Source organism: Kitasatospora sp. NPDC096140 (genome assembly GCF_040303045.1).
Classification (GTDB): domain Bacteria; phylum Actinomycetota; class Actinomycetes; order Streptomycetales; family Streptomycetaceae; genus Kitasatospora.
Genome location: NZ_JBEOUW010000046.1, coordinates 1 through 23788 on the forward strand (window position 1 = coordinate 1; position 23788 = coordinate 23788).

General features: G+C 71.2%; 17 protein-coding genes. 2 read left to right on the forward strand and 15 right to left on the reverse strand.

The window, feature by feature from the left end:
• Positions 1 to 401: 401 nt before the first annotated feature.
• From ABT048_RS33960 to eccD, 9 genes are all read right to left on the reverse strand, one after another.
• Complete coding sequence (locus ABT048_RS33960) at positions 402 to 2087, reverse strand: ribonuclease J (RefSeq protein ID WP_350525438.1); 1686 nt, start codon at positions 2085 to 2087, stop codon at positions 402 to 404.
• A gap of 168 nt (positions 2088 to 2255) precedes the next feature.
• Entirely contained in the window at positions 2256 to 3155 is a 900-nt protein-coding gene (dapA, locus tag ABT048_RS33965) for a 4-hydroxy-tetrahydrodipicolinate synthase (RefSeq protein ID WP_350525439.1), read from the reverse strand.
• A gap of 227 nt (positions 3156 to 3382) precedes the next feature.
• The gene (gene thyX, locus ABT048_RS33970; protein WP_350525440.1) at positions 3383 to 4114 is read right to left on the reverse strand and encodes an FAD-dependent thymidylate synthase; all 732 of its coding nucleotides are present in this window, start codon (positions 4112 to 4114) and stop codon (positions 3383 to 3385) included.
• Positions 4111 to 4569: a tetratricopeptide repeat protein gene (locus ABT048_RS33975; protein WP_350525441.1), complete on the reverse strand. Its 459-nt coding sequence runs from the start codon at positions 4567 to 4569 to the stop codon at positions 4111 to 4113. The genes thyX and ABT048_RS33975 overlap by 4 nt, the downstream gene beginning before the upstream one ends.
• Positions 4570 to 4594: 25 nt before the next feature.
• Complete coding sequence (dapB, locus tag ABT048_RS33980; RefSeq protein WP_350525442.1) at positions 4595 to 5341, reverse strand: 4-hydroxy-tetrahydrodipicolinate reductase; 747 nt, start codon at positions 5339 to 5341, stop codon at positions 4595 to 4597.
• A gap of 13 nt (positions 5342 to 5354) precedes the next feature.
• Positions 5355 to 6707, reverse strand: a complete 1353-nt coding sequence (locus ABT048_RS33985; protein ID WP_350525443.1) for a M16 family metallopeptidase — start codon at positions 6705 to 6707, stop codon at positions 5355 to 5357.
• Positions 6708 to 6829: 122 nt separating this feature from the next.
• Positions 6830 to 9037, reverse strand: coding sequence for a polyribonucleotide nucleotidyltransferase (locus tag ABT048_RS33990; protein ID WP_350525444.1), 2208 nt, complete (start codon positions 9035 to 9037; stop codon positions 6830 to 6832).
• Between the two features lie 457 nt (positions 9038 to 9494).
• Complete coding sequence (rpsO, locus tag ABT048_RS33995) at positions 9495 to 9785, reverse strand: 30S ribosomal protein S15 (RefSeq protein WP_030245440.1); 291 nt, start codon at positions 9783 to 9785, stop codon at positions 9495 to 9497.
• 234 nt (positions 9786 to 10019) lie between these two features.
• A complete protein-coding gene (gene eccD / locus ABT048_RS34000; RefSeq protein WP_350525445.1) occupies positions 10020 to 11483 on the reverse strand; it encodes a type VII secretion integral membrane protein EccD in 1464 nt (487 codons plus the stop codon).
• 391 nt (positions 11484 to 11874) lie between these two features.
• Here eccD and eccCa point away from each other — a divergent pair, with 391 nt between their 5' ends.
• Positions 11875 to 15816, forward strand: a complete 3942-nt coding sequence (gene eccCa / locus ABT048_RS34005) for a type VII secretion protein EccCa (protein ID WP_350525446.1) — start codon at positions 11875 to 11877, stop codon at positions 15814 to 15816.
• A 470-nt stretch (positions 15817 to 16286) separates the two neighbouring features.
• On the forward strand, positions 16287 to 17690 hold the full coding sequence (locus tag ABT048_RS34010) for an APC family permease (RefSeq protein ID WP_350525447.1): 1404 nt from the start codon (positions 16287 to 16289) through the stop codon (positions 17688 to 17690).
• Between the two features lie 81 nt (positions 17691 to 17771).
• On the opposite strand, the gene ABT048_RS34015 is transcribed toward ABT048_RS34010, so the two are convergent.
• The 6 genes from ABT048_RS34015 to eccB form a co-directional block, all read right to left on the reverse strand.
• Positions 17772 to 19007 carry a hypothetical protein gene (locus tag ABT048_RS34015; RefSeq protein WP_350525448.1) on the reverse strand — a complete coding sequence of 412 codons (1236 nt, stop codon included), beginning with the start codon at positions 19005 to 19007 and terminating at the stop codon, positions 17772 to 17774.
• Positions 19008 to 19099: 92 nt separating this feature from the next.
• Entirely contained in the window at positions 19100 to 19642 is a 543-nt protein-coding gene (locus ABT048_RS34020; protein WP_350525449.1) for a SigE family RNA polymerase sigma factor, read from the reverse strand.
• Between the two features lie 102 nt (positions 19643 to 19744).
• Entirely contained in the window at positions 19745 to 21046 is a 1302-nt protein-coding gene (locus tag ABT048_RS34025) for a S8 family serine peptidase (RefSeq protein ID WP_350525450.1), read from the reverse strand.
• An 83-nt stretch (positions 21047 to 21129) separates the two neighbouring features.
• Complete coding sequence (locus ABT048_RS34030) at positions 21130 to 21423, reverse strand: WXG100 family type VII secretion target (RefSeq protein ID WP_350525451.1); 294 nt, start codon at positions 21421 to 21423, stop codon at positions 21130 to 21132.
• Between the two features lie 102 nt (positions 21424 to 21525).
• Complete coding sequence (locus ABT048_RS34035; RefSeq protein WP_350525452.1) at positions 21526 to 21831, reverse strand: WXG100 family type VII secretion target; 306 nt, start codon at positions 21829 to 21831, stop codon at positions 21526 to 21528.
• A gap of 183 nt (positions 21832 to 22014) precedes the next feature.
• A complete protein-coding gene (gene eccB, locus ABT048_RS34040) occupies positions 22015 to 23715 on the reverse strand; it encodes a type VII secretion protein EccB (protein WP_350525453.1) in 1701 nt (566 codons plus the stop codon).
• Between the last annotated feature and the right edge of the window lie 73 nt (positions 23716 to 23788).

Sequence of the window (23788 nt, forward strand, 5' to 3'; positions counted from 1 at the left end):
AAAGGAATCTCCAACCCCAGAACAATCTGAGGCCGGGGATGTCAACATATCTGGCGTTGACTTTTGGCACGCTGTTGAGTTCTCAAGGAACGGACGCTTCCTTCGGATCGCCTTCCAGCGGACCCTCCGGGCTTCGTTCTTTCGTGTTTCCAGCTTATCAGATGTTTTCCGCTCCGTTTTCCGGAGTTTCATTCATCCAATCGGCTTTTGCCTTTCGGCGCTCCCGAACTCTACCAGAGTTTTTCGGGCCGTTTTCCCCGGTCGTTCTCGAATTCAGATTCGAGCCCGTTTCCGAGGGGCCGTCCCGTGGGGCAACCCGGAGAACATTACGCACCGGGCCGCCCCACGTCAAACCGGCCTCGGCCGGGGACGAACGAGCGTCAGGGCTCGACGAGCGAGCGTCAGACCTCGACCACGACCGGCAGGATCATCGGCCGGCGGCGGTAGTTGTCCGCGACCCACTTGCCGATGGTCCGGCGGACCAGCTGCTGCACCTGGCGGGGCTCCAGCACGCCGTCACCCGCCGAGCGGTCCAGGGCCTCCTGGAGCTTGGCGACGACGGGGACGAACGCGTTGTCGCCGATGCCGGAGCCGCGGGCCTGGATGGTCGGGCCACCGATGATCTTGCCGTTGGTCGAGTCGACCGCGACGAAGACCGAGATGAAGCCCTCCTCGCCGAGGATCTTGCGGTCCTTGAGCGAGGCTTCGCTGATGTCGCCGACCGAAGCGCCGTCCACGTAGACGTACCCGGCCTGCACCTTGCCGACGATCCGGGCGACGCCGCCCTCAAGGTCGACGCAGACGCCGTCCTCGGCGATGACCACGCGGTTGCGCGGCACCCCGGTGGCTACGCCCAGCTCGGCGGCCGCGCGCAGGTGGCGCCACTCGCCGTGGACCGGCATCAGGTTGCGCGGCTTGCAGATGTTGAAGAAGTAGAGCAGCTCGCCGGCCGAGGCGTGGCCGGAGACGTGCACCTTGGCGTTGCCCTTGTGCACGACCTTGGCGCCCCAGCGGGTCAGGCCGTTGATCACCCGGTAGACGGCGTTCTCGTTGCCCGGGATCAGGGAGGACGCGAGGACGACGGTGTCGCCCTCGACGATGCGGATCTGGTGGTCGCGGTTGGCCATCCGGGACAGCGCGGCCATCGGCTCGCCCTGCGAACCGGTGCAGATCAGCACGACCTCCTTGTCCGGGAGGTCGTCCAGCTGCTTGACGTCCACGACCATGTTGCCGGGGACCTTCAGGTAGCCCAGGTCACGGGCGATGCCCATGTTGCGGACCATCGAGCGGCCGACGAAGGCGACCTTGCGCTTGTACTCGTGCGCGGCGTCCAGGACCTGCTGGATGCGGTGCACGTGGCTGGCGAAGGAGGCGACGATGATGCGCTTGTCGGCGTTGGCGAAGACGTTCCGCAGCGCCGCCGAGATGTCCCGCTCGTGCGGGATGAAGCCGGGGACCTCGGCGTTGGTGGAGTCCACCAGCAGCAGGTCCATGCCCTCCTCGGCCAGCTTGGCGAAGGTCGGCAGGTCGGTGAGGCGGCCGTCGAGCGGCAGCTGGTCCATCTTGAAGTCACCGGTGGCCACGACCATGCCGGCGGGGGTGCGGACGGCCACGGCGAGGGCGTCCGGGATGGAGTGGTTGACCGCGATGAACTCGCAGTCGAAGGGGCCGATGCGCTCGCGCTCGCCCTCCTTGACCTCCAGCACGTACGGGCGGATCCGGTGCTCGGCGAGCTTGGCCTCGATCAGGGCCAGGGTCAGCTTCGAGCCGATCAGCGGGATGTCCGGGTTCTCCCGCAGGAGGAACGGGACGGCGCCGATGTGGTCCTCGTGCCCGTGGGTGAGCACGATGCCGTCGATCTTGTCGAGGCGGTCCCGGATGTAGCTGAAGTCCGGGAGGATCAGGTCCACGCCGGGCTGCTCGTCCTCCGGGAAGAGGACGCCGCAGTCGACGATCAGGATGCGGCCGCCGTACTCGAAGACCGTCATGTTGCGGCCGATCTCGCCGAGGCCGCCGAGCGGAGTGATACGGAGGGCGCCCTCCTTCAGGGCCGGGGGCGCGCCGAGCTCGGGGTGCGGGTGGCTCAAAAGACTCTCCTCACGACGCACGCCATATGCCCGGGGTCCTCCCCCGGAGACATATGGCGTGCGTACTCAGTGTCGTTTTCCTACTGGGTCTGTGCTCTCGCGCCTTCGGTCCGGTCCAGCGGCGGACCCGGGGGTCCGGCGAGCCGGGGCGCGCACGTCTGTGTCTGCTTAGAGGTGTACCCCGCCGGCGGCGAGATCCTGCTTCAATCGCGCGATCTCCTCGGCCGTCGCGCCCACCAGCGGCAGTCGCAGCGGGCCGGCCGGCAGGCCCTGGAGTTCCAACGCCGCCTTGGTGAGGATCACACCCTGCGTGCGGAACATACCGCTGAACACCGGCAGCAGGCGCTGGTGCACGCTGGTGGCCTTGACCACATCGCCGGCCAGGTGGGCCTCGATCATCGCGCGCAGCTCGCCGGCCACCACGTGTCCGACGACGCTGACCACGCCGACGGCCCCGACCGACAGCAGCGGCAGGTTCAGGATGTCGTCGCCGGAGTACCAGGCCAGGTCGGAGCGGGCGATCGCCCAGGCCGCGGCGCCGAGGTCGCCCTTGGCGTCCTTGTTGGCGACGATCCGCGGGTGCTCGCCGAGGCGGACCAGCGTCTCGTGGCTCAGCGCCACCCCGCTGCGGCCCGGAATGTCGTACAGCATGACCGGCAGCTCGGTCGCGTCGGCCAGGGCGACGGTGTGCCGGTACAGGCCCTCCTGCGGGGGCTTGCTGTAGTACGGCGTGACGGCCAGCAGGCCGTGCGCACCGGCGGCCTGCGCCTGCCGGGCCAGCTCGATGCTGTGGTGGGTGTCGTTGGTGCCGACACCGGCCACCACGTGGGCGCGATCCCCGACCGCCTCCACCACGGCGCGGACCAGTTGGGCCTTCTCGGCATCGCTGGTGGTCGGAGACTCACCTGTGGTGCCGTTGACGACGAGGCCGTCGTTCCCGGAGTCGACGAGGTGCGTGGCGAGGCGCTGGGCGCCGTCGAGGTCGAGTCCGCCGTCGGCGGTGAACGGGGTGACCATCGCGGTCAGGACCCGGCCGAACGGCGTCTGGGGGGTGGAGATCGGAGCCATGCGTCCAAAACTACTCGTAGGCGGTGGGGCGGTTTCCACACCGGTCCAGGGTTCGGACAGGGGCAGCGGCGATGAGCGGCGGGAACGGGCGGTGCAATGGGATTCCGGTGCTGCCCGCTCGGGGGTTCGGGCAGCACCGGAATCCGTGCTCACGAATGTAGGGAGCGGCTAGAAAAGCCGCAATCCAGACATGCCAGACACTCTGCCCATATGCCTGTCGTCCCAGGTCAGGGGGCGACTCGGCCGTGCTTCTCGAAGGCCGCATGGGTGAGCGGCATGAGCTGCGCCCACTGCTGCTCCATCTGCTCGGCGACCATCTCGATCTCGCGCTGCGGGAAGGACGGCACCGTCGCGTTGTCCCGCTTGGTCCGCAGCGACAGGAAGTGCATCAGCGAGCGCGAGTTGCAGGTCGCGTACATCGAGGAGAACAGGCCGACCGGCAGCACCGCGCGGGCCACCTCGCGGGCCACCCCGGCCGCCAGCATCTCCTGGTAGCGGGTGTAGGACTCGCGGTACGCGGCCTCCATCGCCTCGGTCGTGGTCCTGTGCTGCTCGGGCGTGCCCTCGTGGAACTCGTACTTGCCCGGGCGGCCCTGCTGGACCAGCTTGCGGTCCTCCGCCGGGACGTAGAAGACCGGGTGCAGCTCGCGGTAGCGGCCGGACTCCTCGTTGTACGACCAGCCGCTGCGGTGCCGGTGGAACTCCCGGAACACGAAGATCGGCGCACTGATGAAGAAGGTCATCGAGTTGTGCTCGAAGGGCGTGCCGTGCCGGTCCCGCATCAGGAAGTTGATCAGGCCCTTGGACTTCTCCGGGTCCTGCGAGAGCGCCTCCAGGGACTGCTCCCCCGCGGTCGAGACGCGGGCCGCCCAGATGACGTCCGAGTCGGCGGCGGAGCTGCGGACCAGCTCCACCGTCACGTCGCTGCGGAAGCTGGGGGCTGTCGGTTCGTCGCTCACGCGTTACTCCTTGCGGGTTCGGTGCTGTGCAGCTTGATGGCGTGCTGCATGGTCTTGCGGGCACGCGGGGTGTCCCCGGCGTCGGCGTAGGCCACGGCGAGGCGGAACCAGACCCGCCAGTCGCCCGGCGCGTCCTCGGCCTCGGCCTGCCGGCGCGCGAAGACCGCGTCGGCCGAGGCCCGGTCGATCCGCCCGCCCGTGCTGCGCTTGAGCTCGTCCACCGGCAGGCCGCCCTCGGCCTCCAGCTCCCGGGCGAGCCGCTCGCTGTCCCGGCCGAAGCGGACGGTCTGGCGCAGGAACCAGACGCCGATCACCGGGATGACGAAGGCGCAGACACCGATGCCGATGCCCAGCGGCTTGCCGGTGGCGATCAGCTGGACGCCCTCCCCCACGCAGAGCAGGGCGACCAGCAGCAGCACGCCGGACAGGACGAAGAAGCCGGTACGAGAGGTCATGTCACGCTCCCTGGAATCACCACGGTCACACGTCCAGGAAGTGTTCGAGGCCGAAGGTCAGCCCCGGCGTCCCGACGACCCTGCGCGCGCCCAGCAGGATGCCCGGCATGAAGCTGCTGTGGTGCAGCGAGTCGTGCCGGATGGTGAGCGTCTCACCGGTGTCGCCGAACATCACCTGCTGGTGGGCGAGCAGCCCGCGCAGCCGGACGGCGTGCACCGGCACCCCGTCCACGTCGGCGCCGCGCGCGCCGGGCAGGCTGTGGGTGGTCGGGTCCTGCTGCGGCGGGCGGCCGGCCTCGGCACGGGCGGCCGCGATCAGCTGCGCGGTCCGGGTGGCCGTGCCGCTGGGGGCGTCGGCCTTGCGGTCGTGGTGCAGCTCGACCACCTCGACCGACTCGAAGTACTTCGCCGCGATCTGCGAGAACTTCATGCCGAGGATCGCGCCGATGGAGAAGTTGGGCGCGATCAGCAGACCGAGTTCCGGGGCCTGGTCCAGCCAGCCGCGGACGGTGGCGAGCCGCTCGTCCGTCCAGCCGGTGGTGCCGGTGACCACGTGGATGCCGTGGTGCAGGCAGTGGTCGAGGTTGCCCATCACCGAATCCGGGTGGGTCAGCTCGACGACGACCTGCGCCCCGGCCTCGGTCAGCTCCTCCAGCGCCGACCCGCGGCCGAGGGCGGCCACCAGTTCCATGTCGGGCGCGGCCTCGACGGCCCTGACCGCCTCGGAGCCGATCCTGCCCTTGGCCCCGATCACGGCGACACGCAGCGTCATAGCGAAAGTCCTCTCACACCAGCAGCTCGGCGAGCTTGGCGGCCCGCTTGTCGTTGACCGGGCCGATCAGCGCCAGGGACGGCCGGTACGCGCCCAGCACATCACGGGCCACCTCGTGGACGTCCTCCAGGGTCACCGAGGCGATCCGCGCCAGCATGTCGTCCACCGACAGGTGGTGCCCGTAGCTGAGCTCGGCCTTGCCGATTCGGTTCATCAGCGAGCCGGTGTCCTCCATACCGAGCACGGTGGAGCCGGAGATCTGCCCGATCGCGCGCTGCAGCTCCTCCTCGGTGATGCCGTCGGCGACCACCTTGGCCAGCTCGGCGCGGCAGATCCGCAGCACCTCCTCGACCCGCTTGGGCTGGCAGCCGGCGTAGATGCCGAACAGGCCGCTGTCCGCGTACGACGAGGAGTACGAGTAGACCGAGTACGCCAGGCCGCGCTTCTCCCGGACCTCCTGGAACAGCCGGGAGCTCATCCCGCCGCCCAGGGCCGCGTTGAGCACGCCCATCGCCCAGCGGCGCTCGTCGTGCCGCGGCACCCCGGGCACGCCCAGCACCAGGTGGGCCTGCTCGGTGGACCGGTTGAGCACCTCGACCTTGCCGGCCGTCCGCAGCGCCTTGACGCCGCGGCGGGCCTCGGCGGGGGCCGCGTCGGAGCGGGCGAGCACCGGGGCGAAGGCCTGCTCGACCTGCTTGACCACCTTGCGGTGGTCGAGGTTGCCCGCCGCGGCGACGACCAGCTGCTCGGGGCGGTAGCGCCGGTGGTAGAAGCCGGCGATCTGGTCCCGGGTGAGCGTCCTGATGGTCTCCTGGGTGCCGAGGATCGGGCGGCCGAGCGGGCCGCTGCCGTAGATCACCTTGGCGAACAGGTCGTGCACCACGTCGCCCGGGTCGTCCTCGGCCATCGCCATCTCTTCGAGGATGACGCCGCGCTCGGCCTCCACGTCCTCGGTGCGGATCAGCGAGCCGGTGAGCATGTCGCAGACCACGTCGATGGCCAGCGGCAGGTCGGTGTCCAGGACCCGGGCGTAGTAGCAGGTGTTCTCCTTCGCGGTGAAGGCGTTCATCTCGCCGCCGACCGCGTCCAGGGCCGCCGAGATGTCCAGCGCGCTGCGCCGCTCGGTGCCCTTGAAGAGCAGGTGCTCCAGGTAGTGGGTGGCGCCGTTGAGCTGCGGGGTCTCGTCCCGCGAGCCGACGCCGACCCAGATGCCGAAGGTCGCGGAGCGCACCGTCGGCAGGGTCTCGGTGACGACCCGCAGGCCGCCGGGGAGGACGGTGCGGCGCACCGTGCCGGCGCCGTCGACGCCCTTGAGCAGGGTCCGGGTGGTGCCGGGACGCTGCTTTACCGCCGGGGCCTGCGCCACGGGGGGTACCTCCAGAGGAAACGCACGCGAGGAAGGCACGTGCGGACGTAAGCGTGTGGACAACGGGGTGCGGCCCGCACGCCGGGAGGCGTACGGGCCGCAAGGGGTCAGCTAGCGGCGCTTCACTCGGAAGCGGCCTCGCCGGCCTCCTCGCCCTCGATGACCGGGATCAGGGAGAGCTTGCCGCGCGGGTCGATCTCGGCGATCTCGACCTGGACCTTGGCGCCGACACCGAGGACGTCCTCGACGTTCTCGACGCGCTTGCCACCGGCCAGCTTGCGGATCTGCGAGATGTGCAGCAGGCCGTCCTTGCCCGGCATCAGCGACACGAACGCGCCGAACGTCGTGGTCTTGACCACGGTGCCCAGGTAGCGCTCGCCGACCTCCGGCATGGTCGGGTTGGCGATCTGGTTGATCGTGGTGCGGGCGGCCTCGGCGGCCGGGCCGTCGGCGGCACCGATGTAGATGGTGCCGTCGTCCTCGATCGTGATCTCGGCGCCGGTGTCCTCCTGGATCTGGTTGATCATCTTGCCCTTGGGGCCGATGACCTCACCGATCTTGTCCACCGGGATCTTGATGGTGATGATGCGCGGCGCGTTCGGGGACATCTCGTCCGGGGAGTCGATGGCCTCGTTCATCACGTCGAGGATGTGCAGGCGGGCGTCCTTGGCCTGCTTCAGCGCGGCGGCGAGCACCGACGCCGGGATGCCGTTCAGCTTGGTGTCCAGCTGGAGGGCGGTGATGAAGTTGCGGGTACCGGCGACCTTGAAGTCCATGTCGCCGTACGCGTCCTCGGCGCCGAGGATGTCGGTCAGCGTGACGAAGTGGGTCTCGCCGTCGATCTCCTGGGAGATCAGGCCCATCGCGATGCCGGCGACGGCGGCCTTCAGCGGCACACCGGCGTTCAGCAGCGACATGGTCGAGGCGCAGACCGAGCCCATCGAGGTGGAACCGTTGGAGCCGAGCGCCTCGGAGACCTGGCGGATGGCGTACGGGAAGTCCTCGCGGGAGGGCAGCACGGGCAGGATGGCCCGCTCGGCCAGCGCGCCGTGGCCGATCTCGCGGCGCTTGGGCGAGCCCACGCGGCCGGTCTCGCCGACGGAGTACGGCGGGAAGTTGTAGTTGTGCATGTAGCGGCGACGCGTCTCCGGGGAGAGCGTGTCCAGCTGCTGCTCCATGCGGAGCATGTTCAGCGTGGTGACACCCAGGATCTGGGTCTCGCCGCGCTCGAACAGGGCCGAGCCGTGCACCCGCGGGATGGCCTCGACCTCGGCGGCCAGGGTGCGGATGTCGGTGACGCCGCGGCCGTCGATGCGGACCTTGTCCGTGATGACGCGCTCGCGGACGATCTTCTTGGTCAGCGCGTTGTAGGCGGCGCTGATCTCCTTCTCGCGGCCCTCGAACTCGGGGAGCAGCTTCTCGGCGGCCAGCGCCTTGACGCGGTCCAGCTCGGTGTTGCGCTCCTGCTTGCCCGGGATGGTCAGGGCCTGGGCCAGCTCGTCCTTGACGGCGGCGGTCAGCGCGGCGAGGACGTCGTCCTGGTAGTCCAGGAAGACCGGGAACTCACCGGTCGGCTTGGCGGCCTGGGCGGCCAGCTGCGACTGCGCGGCGCAGAGGACCTTGATGAACGGCTTGGCGGCGTCGAGGCCGGAGGCGACGACCTCCTCGGTCGGCGCCTCGGCGCCGCCCTCGACCAGCTTGATGGTCTTGTCGGTGGCCTCGGCCTCGACCATCATGATCGCGACGTCGCCGTCCGGCAGGACGCGACCGGCGACGACCATGTCGAAGACGGCCGACTCCAGCTCGCTGTGGGTCGGGAAGGCGACCCACTGGCCGTTGATCAGCGCGACGCGGACGCCACCGATCGGGCCGGAGAACGGCAGGCCCGCCAGCTGGGTGGAGGCGGAGGCGGCGTTGATCGCGACCACGTCGTACAGGTGGTCGGGGTTGAGCGCCATCACGGTGACGACGACCTGGACCTCGTTGCGCAGGCCCTTGACGAAGGACGGGCGCAGCGGGCGGTCGATCAGGCGGCAGGTGAGGATCGCGTCCTCGGAGGGCCGGCCCTCGCGACGGAAGAACGAGCCGGGGATGCGGCCCGCGGCGTACATCCGCTCCTCGACGTCCACGGTCAGCGGGAAGAAGTCGAAGTGCTCCTTCGGCTGCTTGGACGCGCTGGTGGCCGACAGCACCATGGTGTCGTCGTCCAGGTAGGCCACGGCGGAGCCGGCGGCCTGACGGGCCAGGCGGCCGGTCTCGAAGCGGATGGTACGGGTGCCGAAGGAACCGTTGTCGATCACGGCCTCGGCGTAGAACACGTTCTCTTCCACCTGGAAGATCTCCTCTTTCGTACGTCTCCGGGAGAGCGTCCCCGCGCACTGCCTGTCGAGTGGCCCTGGGTGCCCTCGTCAGGGAGGGCGGCAGTCGGGCCGGTCTTCGATCGAAGCCTCCGGAGTGCCCCGCTCGGTCTGCGGGGGTTCCGACGGCCACTACCGAGGACCGGCGCCTCACGGCTGCCGGGCCGGGACGGGCGTTCCGCGTCTGGACGCTCTCTCGGATGCGGGCGGCTTCCGTTTGAAGCCTTCGTCCCGCGGGGGGTTGGGGTCTGTCTGCCCGGGTGGCGCTCTGGTGCGCCATCACCCGGCATGCCCACAACCCTACGGTGCAATCCTCGGCCACCTGGGGAGGTGCGCGCGAGTTGTTATGTCAGGGCGCCGCGGCCGGACGGCCGCGGCATACGCGCGAGGGGCGGCTCCCCGGTGTGGGGAGCCGCCCCGAGCGGCGGTCTTAGCGGGCGCCACCGGCGGCACCGCGGCGGATGCCCAGGCGGTCGACGAGCGTACGGAAGCGCTCGATGTCCTTCTTGGCCAGGTACTGCAGCAGGCGGCGGCGCTGGCCGACCAGGATCAGCAGGCCGCGGCGCGAGTGGTGGTCGTGCTTGTGCAGCTTGAGGTGCTCGGTCAGGTCCGAGATGCGGCGGGAGAGCATGGCGACCTGGACCTCGGGGGAGCCGGTGTCGCCCTCCTTCTGGCCGAACTCGGCGATGATCTGCTTCTTGACGTCAGAGGCGAGAGCCACTGCAACTCCTTCGGGTGTACCGAGCGGTCCTGGTCGACAACACAGGACTCATCGAGAACTCGGTGTCGTGAGCGCGGCCGGCACTCTGCAGCCCACGGAGGGGCGGCGGACACACGGCTGCGCTCGAAGGCCAAGCGTACCAGTGCCGCCCACCCGGCCGTTCGGCGGCCCGGAGGGGTCGCGCGCGCTCCTCCGCGGAGCGGGGCCCGGGGGCGGCACCGGGGGCGGGCCTGGTCAGCCGGTGGCGCCGCGGACCAGCCGGTAGATGTCCAGGACGGCGAGCGCCAGCGGGACGAGCGCGATCAGGGTGAGGCTGTCGACCAGGTCCAGGATGCGCCCCCAGAACGGGGAGACGCCGAGCCGGGGCACCACCAGGGCGATCGCGACGAGCAGCGCGGCGCCGAAGGCGATGCAGGCGGCCAGCCAGACGGTGCGCAGGTCGAGCTGGGTGGTGGAGCCCGCCACCCGCAGGAAGAACTGCGGGGTGTGCAGGGACAGTCCGACGATCAGCAGGCACAGGCCGAGCAGGCCCGCCACGGTCAGGCTGAGGACCTGCGCGGTGTAGCGGAACAGCCGGGCCCGCAGCATGGTGGCCAGGCCCAGGGCGAGGGCGAGCAGCTCGGGGAAGGTCTCGTCGGTGAAGCCGAGGACGGCGCAGGCGCCGACCACGACCGCGGCGCAGCCGCCGACCAGGCCGACCAGCACCTCGTGGCCGCGGCGGGCCTGGTGGGCGATCCTCTCGTACTGGACGGCCTCGGCGCGCTCGGCTTCCTCGTCGTAGTCGCGGCTGCGGGTGCGGGTCTGGCCGGGGGCGCTGAAGCCGACCGGCAGCCGGGCGAAGCGGGCGGAGAGGCTGGGCAGGAAGCCGACGGCGGCGACGGCGGCGACACCGGTGACGGCGGCGATGTGGCCGGCCGGGGTCCCGGGCATCAGGACGGCGGCGAAGGTGGCGAGCGCGCCGGCGGCGGCGACCAGGGCGGCGGCGACGAACACCGCGTCCTTCTCCGGCAGCAGGCCGGTCAGCAGCACGGCGACCACCAGGACGGCCACGCAGCCGGCCAGGAACTGGAGCCGGCCGGGGCCGTCCCACGGATGGGCGACGGCGATGACGCCGCTGCCGCCGATCATGGCGTGCGGCAGCGCGCCGAGGCCGAGCGCGAGGGCGGCGTGGGCGTCCTGGTAGACCCGGGCGCGCACACCGGCCAGCGCGGTGAGCACGACGGCGGTGACGCAGGCCAGGACGCCGGGCAGGCCGTGCATGTCGTGGCGCAGGTCGGAGAACCAGAGCGCGAAGCCGAGCAGGGTGAGCAGCACCCCGGCGCCGATCAGGCCGAAGCCGCGCATCAGTTCGGCGGACCAGAACCGGCGGTCGGCCTCGACGGCGCTGGCGATGGCGTCGGCGACGTCGTCGTAGACCGCGGGCGGGAGCGACTCGGCGAAGGGGCGCAGCGCGAGCAGGTCGCCGTCGCGGACCTGCTGCGCGGCCAGCGGCAGGCCGCTGTCGAGGACGGTGCCGTCGCGGCGGACCAGGTGGAAGCCGGTGGGGGTGCCGTCGGGCTGGCTCTGGTTGGCCAGCCGCAGCACCTCGGGGTAGACGTCCGCGAGCGGGACGTCCTCGGGCAGGGCGACGTCGATGCGGCGGTCCGGGGCGACGACCGTCACCCGGCAGTAGCCGGTCGCGGCAGCAGCACTGCTCATGCTCCGGCCTCGCTTCGCCCGGCAGGCGCTCCGCACAGTGCGCGGCGTTCGATGAGGAGCCCGCTCCGCTCGCTCATGAGCCGCACCTCGTTCCTTCGACGCACGTGGCGCTCCCCCTTGTTGACGGTGCCGAGGCACGGCGGCGCTCGGTGTGGCTGTGGAACCGGCCCGACCGGGCCGCGAATTGGCGCGGCGTTACCCTACCCGCTCGGTTGGTGACCGGGGCCTGGCGGGCGGTGCGGGAGCGACCGTTAGGATCGGCGCCTGCGCAAAGGTACGGGGGCTGCGCTGTGTGGGGCGTCCTCAGCCGCCGGATTCCCGTACGGACCGTACGCAGTCGCGTGAGGGCTGATGCCGAAGTGATCGATCGACGCCACGGGGTGGATGACACATGGGTGTGATCACGGTCAAGCGACCGGCCAGGGCCTATCCGCCCACCGTGCCGGACGAGCCGGTGGAGCTGGTGAGCCCGCCCGAACTGCCTCGGCAGGGCGGCGAGGACTGGCTGATGAGCATCCTGCCGATGCTCGGCATGGGCGGTTCGGCGGTGTTCTTCTTCTCGCCCGGCGCGGCCGCCCCGATGAAGATCATGGGCGGTCTGATGATCGCCTCGACGGTCGGCATGGTGCTGGCCCAGATCGTGCGGGCCCGCAAGGGCGGCTCGACCGCGATGGCGGACGAGCGCCGCGACTACCTCAAGTACCTGCAGCAGACACGCCGCCAGGTGCGCCGCACGGCGGAGCGCCAGCGCGGCGCGCTGCTGTTCCTGAACCCGGCGCCGGACCAGCTGTGGTCGATCGTCGAGGACGGCCGGCGGCTGTGGGAACGGCGCACCGCGGACGGCGACTTCGCGCAGATCCGGGTGGGCCTCGGACCGGTGCAGCTGTCCACGCCGCTGGTGGCGCCGCAGACCGCGCCGATGGACGAGCTGGAGCCGCTGTCGGCGGCCGCCATGCACTCCTTCCTGAAGGCGCACGGCACCCTGCACGACCTGCCGCTGGCGGTGTCGCTGCGGGCGTTCTACCACATCACGGTGTGCGGCGACCCGGACTCGGTGTACGGCAACGTGCGGGCGATGATCGCCCAGTTGACCACCCTGCACTCGCCCGACGACCTGCTGGTGGCGGTCGCGGCGGCTCCCGGCGCGGCCGAGGAGTGGGAGTGGACCAAGTGGCTCCCGCACAACCAGCACCGCAAGGAGGCCGACGGCGCGGGTTCGCGCCGGCTGTTCGCCGCGGACCTGGGCGACCTGGAGTACCTGCTGCAGGACGAGCTGGCCGGGCGTCAGCGCTTCGTCCGGGACGCGTCGCCCTCGGCGGACCAGCCGCACCTGGTGGTCGTCATGGACGGCGCCGGGGTGCCGCACGACTCGCTGCTGGCGAGCCCGGAGGGCGTGCAGGGCGTGACCGTCATCGAGGTGGTCCCGGGCGAGGTCGACGAGCCCAGCGGGCACCTGATGGTGACGGTCAACGCCGAGGAGCTGGTGCTGCGTTCGGCCTCCGGCGCGACGTACACCGGCAAGCCGGACCTGCTCTCGGTGTGGCAGTCCGAGGCGCTGGCACGGCAGTTGGCGCCGTACCGGGTGTCGGCCGGCGGGGACGACGAGCCGCTGCTGTCCAACCTGGACTTCACCGACATGATGAACTCCGGGGACCCGGGCTCCTTCGACGCGAACCGCAGCTGGCGCCAGCGCGCCCAGCACGAGCGGATGCGGGTGCCGATCGGCGTCGGCGCCAACGGCGAGCACGTCTACCTGGACATCAAGGAGGCCGCGCTGGAGGGCATGGGCCCGCACGGCCTGTGCGTGGGCGCGACCGGCTCCGGCAAGTCGGAGCTGCTGCGCACCCTGGTGCTGGCGCTGGCGATGACGCACTCCTCGGAGATCCTGAACTTCGTCCTCGCCGACTTCAAGGGCGGTGCGACCTTCTCCGGCATGGCGGACATGCCGCACACCTCCGCGGTCATCACCAACCTGGAGGGCGAGCTCACCCTGGTCGACCGCATGCGCGACGCGATCGAGGGCGAGCTGCACCGCCGCCAGGAGCTGCTGCGCTCGGCCGGCAACTACGCCAACATCCACGAGTACGAGCGGGCCCGAGCGGCCGGCGCGGCGCTGGACCCGCTGCCCTCGCTGGTGCTGATCATCGACGAGTTCTCCGAGCTGCTCACCGCCAAGCCGGACTTCATCGAGATGTTCATCCAGATCGGCCGGATCGGCCGGTCGCTGGGCGTGCACCTGCTGCTGGCCTCGCAGCGCCTGGAGGAGGGCAAGCTGCGCGGCCTGGACACCTACCTCTCGTACCGGATCGGCCTGCGCACCTTCTCCGCGGCGGAGTCGCGGGCGGCGATCGGCGTGCCGGACGCCTACCACCTGCCGCCGGTGCCGGGCGTGGGCTACCTCAAGTTCGGCGAGGACGTGATGGACCGGTTCAAGGCCGCCTACGTCTCGGGGCCCTACCGGGCGCCGGGCCAGCAGCGGTCGACCGGCGGGCGGCGGGTCGCCGCGCGCCCGGTGGAGTTCACCGCGGCCTTCGTGGAGCTGCCGGACCCGGTGGAGGAGGAGGCGCCGCCGGTACCGGAGCAGGACGACGCGCTGGTGGACACCGTGCTGGACGTGTTCGTCCAGCGAATGTCCGGCCAGGGCCCGGCCGCGCACCAGGTGTGGCTGCCGCCGCTGGAGGAGGCGCCGAGCATGGACCACCTCCTGCCGCCGCTGCAGGTCGCGCCCGAGCGCGGGCTGACCGCCACCGGCTACCCGGTGGGCCGGCTGCGGGCGCCGATCGGCATCGTGGACAAGCCGCGCGAGCAGAAGACGGACATCCTGGAGGTCGACTACGCGGGGGCGGCCGGCCACGGCCTGGTCGTCGGCGGCCCGCGCTCGGGCAAGTCGACCGTGGTGCGCACCACGGTGGCCTCGTTCGCCCTCACCCACACCCCGCTCGAAGTGCAGTTCTACCTGCTGGACTTCGGCGCGGGCAGCTTCGGGTCGCTGTCCGGGCTGCCGCACGTCGGCGGGGTGGCCGGGCGCCTGGACGTGGACAAGGTGCGCCGGATGGTCTCCGAGGTGCACGGGGTGATGAACCGCCGCGAGGAGCTGTTCCGGGTCGCCGGGATCGACACCATCGGCACCTACCGGGCCCGTCGGGCGGCCGGGCAGCTGCCGGACGAGGCCTTCGGCGACGTGTTCCTGGTGATCGACGGCTGGAACACCTTCAAGCAGGAGTTCGAGGGCCTGGAGCCGGTGATCGGCGACATCGCCCAGCGCGGCCTCGGCTACGGCGTCCACCTGCTCATCACCGCGGCCCGGTACGCGGAGGTCCGCCCGGCGCTGAAGGACCTGCTGCAGAACCGCACCGAGCTGAAGCTCGGTGACGCGATGGAGTCCGAGGTGGACCGCCGGGCGGCGCAGAACGTCCCGCCGCTGGCCGGCCGCGGCATCACCCCGGAGCGGCTGCACTTCCTGTCCGGCCTGCCGCGCCTGGACGGCTCCTCCGGCGTGGACGACCTGCAGGAGGGCGTGGCCGGGCTGGTCGCGGCGATCGGCGGGGCCTGGAGCGGGCCGCGCGCCCCGCAGGTGCGGATGCTGCCGGCCGTCCTGGACGGGAACTCGCTGCCGAAGGGCTTCGAGCACCCGGAGCGCGGTGTGGCCTTCGGTGTGGACGAGGCGGAGCTCGCGCCGGTCTTCGTCAACTTCGAGACCGACCCGCTGTTCGTCGTCTTCGGCGACACCGAGTCCGGGAAGTCGGCGGTGCTGCGGATGCTGATCAAGCAGATCACCGAGCGCTACACGCCGGACCAGGCGGGCATCGTGGTCGGCGACTACCGTCGCGCGCTGCTGGGCGCGGTGCCGGCGGAGTACCTGGTCGAGTACGCGGCCGCGCAGCCGGCCATGTCGGCCGTGGTGGAGATGCTGCGCGGGGCCTGCTCCCGCCGCCTGCCGGGCCCGGACGTCACCGCGGAGCAGCTGCGCAACCGCAGCTGGTACAGCGGCAAGGACATGTTCGTGATCGTCGACGACTACGAGCTGGTCGCGACGGGCTCGGGCAACCCGCTGGCGCCGCTGGCCGAGTTCCTCCCGTTCGCCCGGGACATCGGCCTGCGGGTGATCGTGGCCCGCAGCGCGGGCGGTGCCGGGCGCTCGCTGTACGAGCCGGTGATGCAGCGCATCCGCGAGCTGGGCGGCCAGGGCGTGATCCTCTCCGGGAACCGGGACGAGGGCGCGCTGCTGGGGACGGTCAAGCCGCAGGCGCTGCCGCCGGGCCGCGGGGTGTACGTGTCGCGCCGCGCGACCAGCGGGCAGATGGTCCAGACGGGCTGGCTGCCGGTGGCCTAGCCGGGCCGGCTGTCACGGACGGTGAGCGGAGGGGTCGGACTCGGGCGAGTCCGGCCCCTTCGTCGTCCCAGGTGCTGAAACGTTACCTAGATCTTTCCGGGCGGGTGCTGCGGTTCCCGTACCCGGCCGGGGTGTGGCCGCACCCCTCGGGAGGCGCCTGGGCCTACCACCGTCCGATCGGATCTGCACCTTCGAATCCCGACCCGAGCGCTTTGTTCACCTTCGATTCAGGTGCGATCCAGCCAAGGTAACAAGTCGGACAAACGGCGCAATGACCAAACGTGATCATCGGATCGCATGTTTATGCCTTTTGCCGCAACGGATTCCGAAGCAGTTCCGACGTTGACGCGATCAATACGCCCAAGGTTCCATTGCGGCCCGGGAGCGACTGGACCAGAGACCCAGCACACCAGCCAGCGGAGGCGATACCGCTCCCACCCCAGGACCGCACAGAGCCGATCGGAAGCCACATGACCGACACGCTTCGCCCGCCACAGACCGTAGCCGCCTCGGCGGCCGGGGCGGCCGCGCCCCAGCAGCTCAAGCGCTCGATCGGCGTCGTGGGCGGAACACTGCTCACGCTGTCCTGCGTCACCCCGGCGTCGACGCTGTTCGTGATCGTGCCGGAGCTGTTCTCCAGCATCGGCAGCGCCACCGCCCTGGCCATCGCCATCGGCACCGTGCTCTGCGTCGCCGTCGCGTTCTGCTACTCCGAGCTCGGCACCCTGATCCCCAGCGCCGGCGGCGAGTACGCGATGGTCGGCACCCTGGCCGGACGGCTGATGGGCTGGCTGGTCTTCGTGCTCTCGCTGATCGTGGTGATGATCGTCCCCTCGGTCATCGCGCTCGGCACCGCCGACTACCTGGCCCCCGTGCTGCACGTCGACAAGGCCATGACCGGCGCCGCCGTGATGCTGGCCGCCACCCTGGCCGGCCTGCTCGACCTGCGCGCCAACGCCTGGATCACCGGCATCTTCCTGGTCCTGGAGGTCATCGCGGCCGGCGTCGTCTCGGTGCTCGGCTTCGCCCACGCCAACGACCACGCCCCCAGCCTGCTGCACGGCGTGGTCACCGGGGACGGCGGCGCCACCGCCACGGTGAGCATCGGCGCCATCGTCGGCGCGCTCGGCATCGCCCTGTTCATCACCCAGGGCTTCTCCACCGCCGTCTACCTCTCCGAGGAGCTGGAGAACCCCCGCCGCAACGTCTCGCGCACCGTGCTGTGGACGCTCGGCATCTCCGCCGCCGTCATCCTGATCCCGGTCGTCGCCATCACCATGGGCGCCCCCGACCTGCAGACCCTCACCTCCGGCGACATCTCCGGCATGGTCACCGCCTGGAGCAACTCCGCGGTCGGCACCTTCATCAGCCTCTGCGTCGCGCTGGCCATCATCAACGCCGGCATCGTCATGGTCATCCAGAACTCCCGGGTGCTGTTCGCCTCCGCCCGTGACAAGGCCTGGCCGGAGCCGGTCAACAAGGCCTTCGGCACCCTCGGCCGCTTCGGCTCCCCCTGGATCGCCACCCTGGCGGTCGGCCTGCCCGGCGCCGCGCTCTGCTTCGTCAAGGGCGAGCTGCTGAGCAACATCACCGGCGTCGCCGTCACCGGGATGTACCTGCTGGTCGCGATCGCCGCGCTGCTCTCCCGCCGCGCCCACCACAAGCACGCCGCCGCCTGGCGGATGCCGCTGTGGCCGGCCGTCCCGGTCGTCCTGATCGCCGTGCTGGTCTACGTGATGACCCAGCTGGACACCGAGCCCCTGCTGTGGACCGGCGGCATCACCGCCGCCGCCACCCTCTACTGGCTGTTCTACCTGCGCCCCCGGCAGGACACCCGCTGGGTGATCAGCCTCCCCGAGGACCAGCAGGACTGACCCCCACCCCCTCCCCCACCTCCCCCACACAGCGGTGCCCCGGGCCTCCCCCAAGCCCGGGGCACCGCCGCGTTCGCACCGCTACTTCCCGGCCTTCCAGGCCGGGCTGAGGGCGATCGCCCGCAGCTGCTCCTCGGTGAGCAGCGGCTTGCCGCTCGGGCCCTGGGCGGCCGTCACCGCGATGCCGTTCGGGTGCAGGGCGTTCACGGTGAGCGGCATCTTGTCGGCGCCGTCCGGGCCGCCCCGGGTGAGCACCTTGTTCCCGTCGGGCAGGGTGAGCGCGTCCTTGTAGGCCTGCTCGTCCGCGGACTTCGCGCGGTTCTCCACCCGCAGCACCACCGAGCCGGTGGTCTGGCCCTGGGCCAGCTGGAAGGTGGCCGCCAGCGGACTGCCGCTGCGACCGGTCACGGTCACCCCCGGCGGCAGCAGCCGGGTCAGGGTGGCCTCCCGCTCCTCCAGCGACAGGCCCGGGTCGAGCGCCGTGACGTCGACGCCGTCGAACCCGACCGACGCGACGACCCGGTCCCAGGACTTGTCGGTGACGATCGACTTCAGCTGGTCGAGGGTGAGCGGCGGCTCGGGACGGCTGTCCGGCGCACCCTTCTCCGCGGCCGCGTTCCACTCGCTCAGACTGATCTCCCGGCCGTCCGGACCGGTCAGCAGGGCGTGCCACTCCTTGGTGGTGGCCCGCTTGTCCGGGTACTCGTACCCCTGCAGGAGCTGGAGCCGGGAGCCGTCGGGCAGGGTCGTCCCGGTGCAGGAGTCGAGCTGGGCGAGCTTCAGGTCCGCCGGGCAGCTGTTCGACTGCCCCTGGCCGGGGCGGTGCTTCTGGATGCCGATCTGGATCAGCGACTTGCCCCGGCCGTCGTCGAAGACCACGTCCGCGGCGGCGAAGGTGCCCTTCGTCTGCTCGTCGTCGGTGCCGCGTCCCTTGCCCTGGGTGGTCTCGCCCTTGGGCAGCAGGGCCCGGAGGGTCGCCAGCACCTCGTCGCCGGTGACCACGTTCGGGGCGGAGGGCTGCGCCGTCGTCGGCGTGGCCACGGGGGTGCCGCTGCCGGCGGTGAAGGTCCGGGCGGGGGACGCGGCCACGGTGCCCGCGTCCTTCGCCGGGTGGCCGACCAGGTACACCGCGCCGGTGCCCACCAGGGCCAGCGCGGCCGCGCCGCCGACCAGGGCGGCGGTCGAGCGGCGGCGCCAGCGGCGGCGGCCGCGCTGGTAGCCGCCCGCGACCAGGCCGCCCTGCTCGGCGCGGAAGCCCTCACCCGTACGAGTGATGGCATAGAGAAGATCGTCCTCGAACTTGTCCGGTTCGGACATGGCTGTTTCACCGTCTCCTTGGGTCACGGGTCACGGGTCACGGGTCACGGGTTGCGGGTTGCGGGAAGTGCCGGTCGGGGCCGGGGCCGGTCTCAGCGGACGGCGAGCTCGGCCAACGAGTCGCCGAGCAGGGCGCGCAGCCGGGCCAGCGCACGGGTGGTGCGGGTCCGGACGGCGCCGGAGGACACCCGCATCACCTCGGCGGTCTCCTCGACGCTGCGGTCCTCCCAGTAGCGCAGCACCAGGACGGCGCGGTCCTTGGGCGGCATCCGGCCGAGCGCGTCCAGGAGGGTCAGCCGCAGGCTGCTGTCGGCGTCCTGCCCCGGCGAGTCCGGCAGGGCGTCGGTGGGCCGCTCGCCGCTGGAGCGGCGGCGCTGCTGGGCGAGGAAGGTGCGCACCATGACGGTGTGGGTGTACGCCGCCGGGTTGGCGATCCGCTCCCGGCCGCCGGTGAAGGCGCTGCGCCGCCAGAGCACGTACATCCGCCCGAGGGCCTCCTGGACGAGGTCCTCGGCGTAGTGGGTGTCACCGCTGGTGAGCAGGCAGGCCGAGCGGTACAGGTGGCTGGTGCGACCGGCGACGAGTTCCAGGAACTCCGCGTCCTTGGCCTCCCGGCCGTTCCTGATCCACCCCATGTCCGCCGCCCCCCGCGGTCCGTCCTCCCCGACACTTCATCGATGCGGTGGGAGGGCGGCGGTGTTACACGCGTGGCGGAGGAACTTTCCGGGACGTCCGGATCAGTCGGCGGACTTGCGCCGGTGGTCGCGCAGCACCACGCCGCCGCCGACCAGCAGGGCCACCAGCAGCGCGCCGACGCCGAGGACGTACGTCGCGGTGCGGCCGTCGCGGTCGGCCTGGGTCTCGCCGAGGCCGACCGGCCGCGGCACGATCGGCACGGAGGCGAGCTGAACCGGGGCGTCCGGGGTGGCGGCCATCGGCGCGACGTCGGGGGCCTTGGTGACGGCCTTGACCGGGTCCACCACGCCCCAGCCGACGAAGACGTCCGGGTCGCGCTGGGTGCGCTGGGCGGTCTGCTCGATCCAGGCCCGCACCTGGGCCGGCTTCCAGTCCGGGTGGGCGCCGACCAGCAGCGCGGCCAGCCCGGAGACGTAGGGGGCGGCGAAGCTGGTGCCGTTGTCCACGCACTGACCGCTGCCGGGCACGGTGGACAGCATGTCGACGCCCGGCGCGGCCACCTTCACGAAGGAGCCGTACTGGGAGAACGGCGCACGCTCGTTGTTGCGGTCGGAGGCGCCGACGGACAGCACGGTCGGGAAGGCACCCGGATAGGTGTCCCCCTCCTTGCCGTCGTTGCCGGAGGAGGCGACCACCACGACCTTGCTCGACTCGGCGAACTCGACCGCGGCCTTCAGCTCCTGGTAGCCGCCGAAGCGCGCGTCACCCGCGCCGCGCACGTCCTGGGAGATGTTGATGACCTTGGCGCCCTTGGCGACGGCCTCCCTGATCGCCTGGACCAGGGTGGCGACGTCGCCGTTGCCGTCGCTGTCGTTCTGCCGGATCGAGAGGATCTGGGCGTCGGGGGCCAGCCCGACGAAGCCGGTCTTGTCGCTCCTGCGGGCCGCGATGATGCCGGCCACCTTGGTGCCGTGACCGACCGGGTCCTCGTAGGAGTGGCCGGGGACCGGCTCCTTCGTGTCCCGGTTGACCAGCAGGTTGGAGCCCTCCTGGACCTTGTCGACCAGCGTCGGGGCACTCTTGTCGACGTTCGGATCGGTGGCCACGACCTGGCCCGCCAGCTGCTGGTTGACCCGGTCGACCCCGGTGTCGATGACCGCGACCTTCACGCCCTTGCCCGTGGTCCGCCCGCCCTGCCACAGCTCGTCCAGCAGCATCCGCTGGAGCGACCACGGCACGGTCTGCACGTCGGGCGCGTTCTTCGGGCAGTCACCCGCGGCGGCCAGGCCGGTCCCGCCGTCGGCGTACGCCGGAGCGGCGAGCGGGCCGCCCAGCACCGCGAGCGCGGCCAGTGCCGCGGCCGCCTTCCGGTACCCGCGTCCGGCCACCCTGCCACCCCTCATGTCGTCCACCCGTGCCGCGCGCCGAGGGGCGGGTGCCCGGAACCCGGGTACCCGCCCCTGTCGTTCCCGATGGGAACCCGTGATCAGTTGTGCCAGAGGCTGGCGTTCTTGTCCTCGGTGGTGCGGTAGCTCTGCGCCGCGTTCTCCAGCGAGGCCGCGATCTGGTTGCAGGTCGTGTGCAGGTCGTTGGCGGCCGAGTCCCACTTGTCCTGCTGGATCTTGTAGCCCTCCTGGGCCTTGCCCTGCCAGCTCTGGGCGATGCGGGTGACGTCCTTCTTCAGGTCGCTCAGCATCTGCTCGATGCGGCCGGCCGAGGCCTTGACCTCTTCGGCGGCGTTGTGAACGGTCTGGAAGTTGACGAGAATGTGGTCGGACACGTTGTCTCCCTTGACGAGGGTGCGGAGCGTCCCGCGGTCAGTGGCGGACACCCCGCCGAGCGGCGGTTCGGAACAGACCGGTGATCAGCGCGGGTGCGCCGATCAGCCCTGGGTGTTGGAGAACATCGCCTTCTGCTCTTCCTCGGTGGTCGCGTACTGCTTGGTGGTCGCCTCGATCGCGTGCTTGATCGCGGTCAGCGACTCCTTGAGTTTCCCGATGTCCTCGTTGACCTTGTTCTGCAGGTTCGTGTAGGCCGTCGCCGCCTGGCCCTGCCAGCCGACGGTGATGCCCGAAACCGTGCTGATCAGCTTGGCGCGCTCGCCCTCGATCTGGCCGATGGCCTGCTCGATCTTATTGGCGAAAGCCAGCATTTCCTGAGCAGTCATCGTGAACTGACCCTGAGCCATGCTCCACCGTCCCCCATGAGACAACAATTGCGTGTGCGGAGGGCCCCGGAGGACCCGACCGCCGCATCACAGGCGTGATGCCCAGCAGCACTGTAGTCGGCACACGCAGCTCGCCCAACACTGAGCACGGAGTAGTTACCAGACCATGACACTGCGGCCAATTCCGTTGCCGCGCTTGGCCGGTCAGGCGTTCTGCGGCTGCGCGGCGCTCTTCGCGGTGAGCGGCGGGCCCGCCGGCACCAGGTCCGACCACTCGTGCGGCACCGGCAGCGGCTGGAGACCCTGGTAGCCCAACCGCGCCTGGTTGCCGCCGGTTTCGTCCTGCGGCGGGCCCGACTGCTGGCCCTGCTGCTGGTCCGGCGCCCCCGGGTTCGGGGTGCTCGACGGCGGGGCCGGCGGCTTCGCCGCGCCGCTCTGACCGGGCTGCGCGCCCGGCGTCGGGGTCGCACCGCGGCCGCCGTCGCCGTTCGCCGGAACGGCGTAACGCAGCCCGGTCTCGGTGATCAGGAAGTCGGTGCCGGAGCCGGCGGTGGTGTTGTTCAGCGCGCGGTAGAACAGGCCGTGACCCGGGGTCACGTACGCGGCGCCGGCGCCGTTGTTGTACGGCGCGGGGTACGAAGTCCCGGCCCAGACACTGCGCTTGGGCGTCTTCCCGTCCTCGGCGACACCGTCGAAGGTGCTGCACACCACCAGCCGGGCGTCCTGGCGGTCCTGCCAGTTGTTCACCGGCGCACCGGACTTCAGCGGCCAGTCGGCCGCGGTGCCCGGCAGCGGGGTCTCGCTGCCCGACACGGACTGGTCGGCCGGGGTCATCTCGTCGCTGCGCGGCTTCTTGTCCTGGTCGTACTTGTAGAGCATCTGGAACGCCGGGTTCTGCCGGATCAGGTCCGCCTGGAACTGGGTGACCAGGAAGAGCCGGTCCTTGCCGACCACGTAGTTGCGGTCCTGGTAGTGCACCAGCCGGCCGATCCGGCGGTCGGCGACGTTCCCCAGCTGCACGGTGGAGTTGGCGTTCTGGCTGTCCGCCGCCCCCTCGACCTGCGGGAAGGTGATCGGAGTGCCGGTGACCAGGGTCTCCAGCCAGTCCCGCTTCACCCGCTGCGGCACCGCGTTGGGCCCGAAGACCGCGGTGATCAGCGACTTGCGCTCCTTGTCGTCCGACTGCGGGGAACCGATCTCGTGCTTGCGGCCCTGCGCGTCGACCAGGAAGACCTTCGGGCCCGTGGCGGCCTGCTGACCCGGCGCCGGCGCGGCGGAGACCTGCTGCTCGTCGGCCTGCTGCACCAGCATCAGCTGGTCCTGGCCGAGCTTCCGGTCCTTGGCCGCGAGCGCCGCCGCGTCCGCGCCCGCCGCCACGAACACCGCCTGGTTGACGGTCTCCTGCTTCTCGTCCGAGCCCGGGCGGTCGCACACCGTCCACTTCATCGACTGGCTCGCGTTGTCCTTGCTCGGCAACTTGTCCGGCGCGTACGGGATGCCGATGGTCGGACCGTGGTTCGGGTAGCGGTCGAGCACCCCGTCGTCGACCACCACGACCTTGGCCTCGGCGGGCAGCACCAGCCGCGCCGAGGACATGTTGAGCACCTGGTGCAGCCGCTTGGTCTTGCCGTCCGGGTCGGTCAGCACCACGTACCGGGTGGTCGACTGCTTGCCCTGGATGATGTTCTTGCCGTCGTCCCACTTCAGCGGGGCACTGGGCTTGAACACCCCCCAGACCCCGAACCCGGCCACGGCCACCGCGCCGACCAGGATGCTCGGGAGCACCGCCTTCACCGGACGCGGCGCGTCCTCGTCGCTCCCGCCGCCGGAGGGCAGCAGGAAGGCCCCCACCGTCCGCTTGCGCGCGAAGGTGTAGGCGTTGAGCTCGTCCCGGCGCGATGCCATCCTCGTCGTCCCCCTAGTCAGACGTTGTCGGACGTGTCAGACCGACCTGCCCCGTGGTCCACCCGCCGGGCGC